The sequence below is a fragment of the Rhodoferax sp. genome, from assembly GCF_028715765.1.
In the GTDB taxonomy this organism is placed as follows: Bacteria; Pseudomonadota; Gammaproteobacteria; order Burkholderiales; family Burkholderiaceae_C; genus Rhodoferax.
In genome coordinates, this window is sequence record NZ_JAQURE010000085.1 from 1 (window position 1) to 5754 (window position 5754).

7 protein-coding genes and 1 pseudogene are annotated in these 5754 nt (G+C 60.5%); 5 read left to right on the forward strand and 3 right to left on the reverse strand.

All coding sequences use genetic code 11. The features are described 5' to 3' along the window. From PHT20_RS16135 to PHT20_RS16155, 5 genes are all read left to right on the forward strand, one after another. A partial coding sequence (locus PHT20_RS16135) for a glutamate--tRNA ligase family protein (protein WP_301021329.1) occupies positions 1-541 on the forward strand: 541 nt, incomplete at its 5' end. Positions 542-810: 269 nt separating this feature from the next. Next, positions 811-1563, forward strand: coding sequence for a tRNA (guanosine(46)-N7)-methyltransferase TrmB (trmB, locus tag PHT20_RS16140; protein ID WP_301021335.1), 753 nt, complete (start codon positions 811-813; stop codon positions 1561-1563). Between the two features lie 9 nt (positions 1564-1572). After that, positions 1573-2517, forward strand: a complete 945-nt coding sequence (locus PHT20_RS16145; RefSeq protein WP_301021330.1) for a pseudouridine synthase — start codon at positions 1573-1575, stop codon at positions 2515-2517. A gap of 144 nt (positions 2518-2661) precedes the next feature. Further along, positions 2662-2850, forward strand: coding sequence for a hypothetical protein (locus PHT20_RS16150; protein ID WP_301021331.1), 189 nt, complete (start codon positions 2662-2664; stop codon positions 2848-2850). Between the two features lie 56 nt (positions 2851-2906). Then, entirely contained in the window at positions 2907-3488 is a 582-nt protein-coding gene (locus PHT20_RS16155; RefSeq protein ID WP_301021332.1) for a heme-binding protein, read from the forward strand. Here PHT20_RS16155 and PHT20_RS16160 read toward each other — a convergent pair. The 3 genes and pseudogenes from PHT20_RS16160 to PHT20_RS16170 form a co-directional block, all read right to left on the reverse strand. Then, positions 3436-3930 carry a putative toxin-antitoxin system toxin component, PIN family gene (locus PHT20_RS16160; protein ID WP_301021333.1) on the reverse strand — a complete coding sequence of 165 codons (495 nt, stop codon included), beginning with the start codon at positions 3928-3930 and terminating at the stop codon, positions 3436-3438. The two genes, PHT20_RS16155 and PHT20_RS16160, sit on opposite strands and share 53 nt — an antisense overlap. Positions 3931-4012: 82 nt before the next feature. Continuing rightward, on the reverse strand, positions 4013-5410 hold the full coding sequence (locus PHT20_RS16165) for a THUMP domain-containing protein (RefSeq protein ID WP_301021334.1): 1398 nt from the start codon (positions 5408-5410) through the stop codon (positions 4013-4015). Between the two features lie 12 nt (positions 5411-5422). Beyond that, positions 5423-5754: pseudogene (locus PHT20_RS16170) on the reverse strand (RNA polymerase factor sigma-54); the annotation flags it as partial.

A 5754-nucleotide genomic window follows, 5' to 3' on the forward strand; every position in this document is an offset into this window, starting at 1 on the left:
TAGTGCGCAAGCAGCTATACATAATAAAGCAAGCAACACTTGGGTGATGTCCCCAGATGCCCCAAGCCTTGCCCCTTTGAGTACCTTGGAAACAGGCACTTTGCCGCCAATGGCCAGCGTGCAATGGTTGGATCGCCGTCTGGGCTGGCAAAGCCAAGATGTGGCGCTCGAGGTGGGCGACTTCATTTTGAAACGCGCCGACGGCTGCTTTGCCTACCAGCTGGCAGTCGTGGTGGACGATGCCGCGCAAGGCATCACCGACGTGGTGCGTGGTGCCGACTTGGCCGACAACACGGCTCGGCAAATCATGCTGCAGCGCGCGCTGGGGTTGCCCACACCACGCTACCTGCACACGCCTTTGGTTCTTGGGCCAGACGGGCACAAATTAAGCAAGCAAAACGGCGCCCAAGCGCTTGACACCACCCAACCACTGGCCACGCTCAACGCCGCAGCTAGAGTGCTGGGTCTGGCTGCTGCCAGCGGTGCAGTTGCAGATGCCTTGGGTCAGTGGGTGACGCAATGGCGCGGGCAATGGCTTTGAAAAGCGTCGCCGGTTACGGATTCACTATCCCGTGGGATTCAAAGTCGTGTGGTTGGTGATTTTTGGGGTGTTATGGGGTTTATGTGTTGCGGGTTTGACCCAGCCGCCGCGCCGTGCCAGAACCACCAAAGCAACACCAATGCGAGATTCACCAAAACAGCAACCAAGCCCAACCAGAGACGCCACAACAGCCCTCTCTACAATCTGCCCCCGTGAACGACACCACCCGCCCCTCTCAAAACACCCCCACACCGCCCCGCGCGCCGCGCTTGCGCCCGCAAACCCTGGCTGATGTGGCTTTTCCCAAAACCATCAAAAGTTTCGTGCGCCGCGCTGGCCGCGTGACCACTGGGCAAACCAAAGCGTTTGATGAACTCGGGCCCAAATTCCTCTTGCCTTACCAGCCTGAAGCTCTTGATTTTGTAGCTGCTTACGCAGATATATCAAGCGCTAGAGGCCTAAATGATGCACAAGCTCAGCCACTGGTGCTGGAAATTGGTTTTGGCATGGGCGAGGCCACTGCGCACATTGCCGCGCTGCTGCCTGACACCCATTTCTTGTGCTGCGAGGTGCATGAGCCCGGTGTGGGTGCGCTGCTCAAACGCATTGGCGAGCAAGACCTGCACAACATCCGCATCTGCGCCCACGATGCTGTGGAGGTGATAGACCACATGCTGCCCGAGCGCAGCCTGGACGGCGTGCACATTTTCTTCCCCGACCCCTGGCATAAAAAGAAACACAACAAGCGCCGCCTGATTCAAGCGCCGTTGGTGGCCAAACTGGCTGCACGCCTGAAAGTGGGCGGCTACCTCCATTGCGCCACCGACTGGCAGCCCTATGCCGAACAAATTTTGGAAGTACTCAGCGCCGAGCCGCGGCTGACCAACACCGCTGCCACCAGCCACCCCGAACTGCTGGGCTACGCCCCCAAACCGCACTACCGCCCGCTGACCAAGTTCGAAAACCGCGGCATCAAACTCGGCCATGGGGTGTGGGATGTGGTGTTTGCACGCCACGCCTGACGGCACACGTTGAGCCAGCACGCCTTTCGCCCCAGCCCGCGCCAAGGCATAGGCGCCAGCTGTGTCAGCTTGGTACCTGGCCCATGGCACTCGCTGTTGGATTTCTTGACCCAGCGCTTTCCCGGCGTTGACCGTGCCACTTGGCTGGCACGCTTGGCGCGCGGCGATGTGTTTGACGCGCTGGGCCGCGTCATCAGCCCCGAGCAAGCCAGCGCGCCGCCCTACCCGGCACACCAACACGTGTATTACTTTCGTGAGGTGCCCAATGAGACGCGCATTCCGTTTGACGAGGTGGTGCTGTTTGAAGACGCACATCTGCTGGTGGTTGACAAGCCGCATTTTTTGCCAGTGGTGCCCTCTGGCGGCTACCTGCGTGAAACCGTTTTGGTGCGGCTTAAACACAAGTTGGGGTTAAACGACCTGGTGCCCATTCACCGCATTGACCGCGACACCGCCGGGCTGGTGATGTTTTCCAAGCAGCCCACCAGCCGCGCTGCCTACAGCGCCTTGTTCAGCCAGCACCAGGTGCACAAAACCTACCTGGCAGTGGCGCCTTGGCGCGCTGACCTGGTTTTGCCGCTCACGCGCCAGAGCCGCATGGAGGCTGCTGGGCACTTCATGCTGCAGCACGAGGTGCCCGGCGCGGTCAACGCCATCACCCACATCGACGTGCTTGAAGTGCGCGGCCAGCAGGCGCTGTACCAGCTCCAACCCCGCACCGGCCAGCGCCACCAGCTGCGGGTGCACATGCTGGGGCTGGGTTTGCCCATTTGCAATGACGGCCTCTACCCCACCCTCACGCCCGAGGGATACGCAGACCCAGCCAACCCCTTGCAGTTGCTGGCCAAAGAACTGGTCTTTACCGACCCGGTAACCGGGCAGGCGCGGCATTTTGTGAGCCAAAGAGCGCTGAAGTGGCCGCCAACACAGGGCACAGACACTGGCGCTGCTTGACCCAGCGCAATGGTGTTTGTATCTACGTTCACTCTCAAGGCAAACGGTTCAAACCTCGTCTGTCCAGGTCAATTGATTCCAGCCGCACGCGCTCTGGCGCTGGCTGTTACGATTTTGATTCGATTGACTTGAACGCTTTACACCATGCAAGACACACGCTGCTGCGGCACAGGCACTTGCCTGATTGACATTCACGGACGTTGCTGGTGCGGCCAGCAATGGGATGGCGACCGCATGTGCCACCCCACGGCACCCAGCCAGCCTACGGCGGGTCAACCTGCCACCCTAGACGGCACGCCCAAGGCTGAAGATGCGCCACGCCAACCCAAGTGAAGCGCTACTTTCAGTGTGGTGCGTGGCTGCTGTGCATGCTGTATGGAGTCAATGCCATGGCCACTGAAGAACCCAAATTTGAGGTGATTGCCCAGTTTGAACACATTGAGCTGCGCCGCTACCCAGCGCTCTTGGTGGCTGAAACCTGGGTAGATGGCGACATGGATGCAGCTTCAGGCAAGGGTTTTCGTGCCATTGCAGACTTTATTTTTGGCAACAACACCGCGCCAGGAGCCAGCGCCGGGAAAACTTCAGAAAAAATCGCCATGACCGCGCCCGTGGGCATAGAGCCAGAAGCGAAGCTGCAAGATGCCAATCGCTGGCGGGTGCAGTTTGTGATGCCCAGCCGCTACACCCTGCAAACCCTGCCCAAGCCCAACAACTCGGCGGTGCAAGTGCATGAAGTGCCAGCCAAAACCTGGGCGGTGCTGCGCTATTCGGGCTTTAACACCGAAGCTGGTATCAGAAAACGCACTGATGAGCTGCAAACCTGGCTGGCAGCGCAAAACATCACCCCGATTGGACGCCCGCAACTGGCGCGCTACAACCCGCCCTGGACGCTGCCCATGTTTCGTCGCAACGAAGTCATGCTGGAAATTGAAACACCACCGGTGATGCCACCGCAAGAGTCGCCCTGAGTTCCTGAGGTAAGCGCTGCGCAACAGTCACACCCAGTGCAGCCAGGCGTTTTTTCATGCACAAAACGGCGTTGTCTTTGCTCAACAACAAGGCCTGGTGTGCGACCGCCAGGTCAATGAACTTTTGGTCGTCCGGGTCTTTGCAGGTGGTGGGCGCTTTGGCCGCGGTGTCCACCCACTCGGTCTGACCATCAAACTGCGCCAACACATGCGCTGCGGTGACACCATAAAACGACATGCGCGGGGTGACCTTGGGGTACGCCAGCACGCGCGCCAGCTCGTCGCGCATGGCCTTGGTGGCTACCCATTGCAACTGGTGTGCCGCCATCGCTTGCTTCAACGGCCGTGCGGCAGGGTCATCAAACACAAAGGCATCCAACACGATGTTGGTGTCAAGCACCACTGGTGTGACTGCGATCGGGAATTGGGAATGTGAGGGCATGGAGGTGGTAAGAGTTTGGCGGCAGCGCAAAAATGGGGTCAGAGCACGCGCCCGCTTGGCGGCCGATGATCTGACCCCATTTTTACTTTCTGTACTCGCGCGCCGAGCCTTTCACCATGTCAAAGCGGAACAGGCGGCATTCGATCGGGCCGTTCCACATCGGCACACGGCGGGTTTCCTTCAGGCGCATTTTGCCGGGCAACTTCAGGTCGGGGGTGAGCACCCAAGCCGTCCAGCCCGCGTAGTTTTTCTTCCAGTGGCTGGCCAGCTGGTTGAAAAATTCGCCCGCGCCTTCGGTCTGCGGCAACTCGCGTGCACCAAAGCGCCCCTGCTGTGGCGTGGCTGAACTCAAGCCTGCGCTGTGGCTCGGTTCGTCACCTACCTCACTATCGTCTTCATAGCTATTAGCGCTTGTTTGATAAGGGCTAGAGGCCGATTTTTCTTGATGTTTATGAGCATCCTCTCGCCCGGAGCGCCCGGCTGCGGCCACGCCCGCCACCTCGATGCGCTCGCCATACGGGGGGTTGAGCAGCAGCACGCCACCGCCCTCACCCACGGGAATGGGCGGCATGCGCTGCAGCGCGTCGCCACCGCGGAACTCAATCACGCCCGCCACCCCAGCGCGCTCGGCGTTGCGCTGGGCAAAGTCCACCATGCGGTGCGCCACGTCGCTGCCAAAAATAATAGGCTGTTGGCCTGCGTCCGGCATCACCACTGCATCAGCAGCTTCTTGTTTGATAGCGTCCCAATCGGCTTTGCGATGCGGTACATATTTCTCAAAAGCAAAGCGGCGCTGGCCACCGGCGGGCATGTTGCAGGCCATTTGTGCGGCCTCGATCAGAATCGTGCCGCTGCCACAGCAGGGGTCGTACAGCGGCTGCAAGTCGCCTTCGCCATCGAGCCAGCCGCTGGCGGCAATCATGGCCGCGGCCAGGGTTTCTTTCAGCGGCGCGTCGCCCTTGTCTTCGCGCCAGCCGCGTTTGAACAGCGGCTCACCCGAGGTGTCGATGTACAGCGACGCTGAATCGGTGGTCAGGTGCGCGTAGAGGCGCACGTCCGGCCACTGGGTGTTGACATCGGGGCGCACGCCACCGGCCACGCTGCGAAAGCGGTCGCAAACCGCGTCCTTGATCTTGAGCGCGGCAAAGTTCAGACTGGTCAGCGGGCTGTGCTGGGCGGTGATCTCGACCTTGATCGACTCGCGCGGGGTAAACCAGCGCTCCCATGCCACCTCACTGGCGGCACGGTACAGGTCTTGCTCAGAGCGGTACTCGGTGTAGCTCAGCAGCACCAGCACGCGCTGCGCCAGGCGACTGTAGAGGTTGAGCCGCATGGCGTGGGCAAACCCGGTGCGCACCGCCACGCCGCCGCGCTGTTTGGTGATGCAGCCCGGCGGCAGGCCGGTGATGCGCAGCACCTCGGGGGCAAGGTAGTCTTCTACGCCAGCGGCGCAGGGGAGGAAGAGTTGGAGTTGGTTCATGACAATCTTGAGTTAGAGCGCTTTGCGCAGCGAGGCCGAGGCAATGCGCAGGCCTTCGCGGTATTTGGCCACGGTGCGGCGGGCGCAGTCGATACCTTGTTCTTTGAGCATCTCGGCCAACTGGTTGTCGCTTAAGGGTTTTTTGGGGTTTTCTGCTGCAATAAACTGTTTGATCAAGGCGCGCACCGCCGTGCTGGAGGCGTTGCCGCCAGATTCGGTGCCCAGGCCGGAGCCAAAAAAGTATTTCAGCTCAAAGGTACCAAACGGTGTGGCCATGTATTTGGCCGTGGTGACGCGGCTGATGGTGGATTCGTGCAAACCCAGCTCATCGGCAATTTCACGCA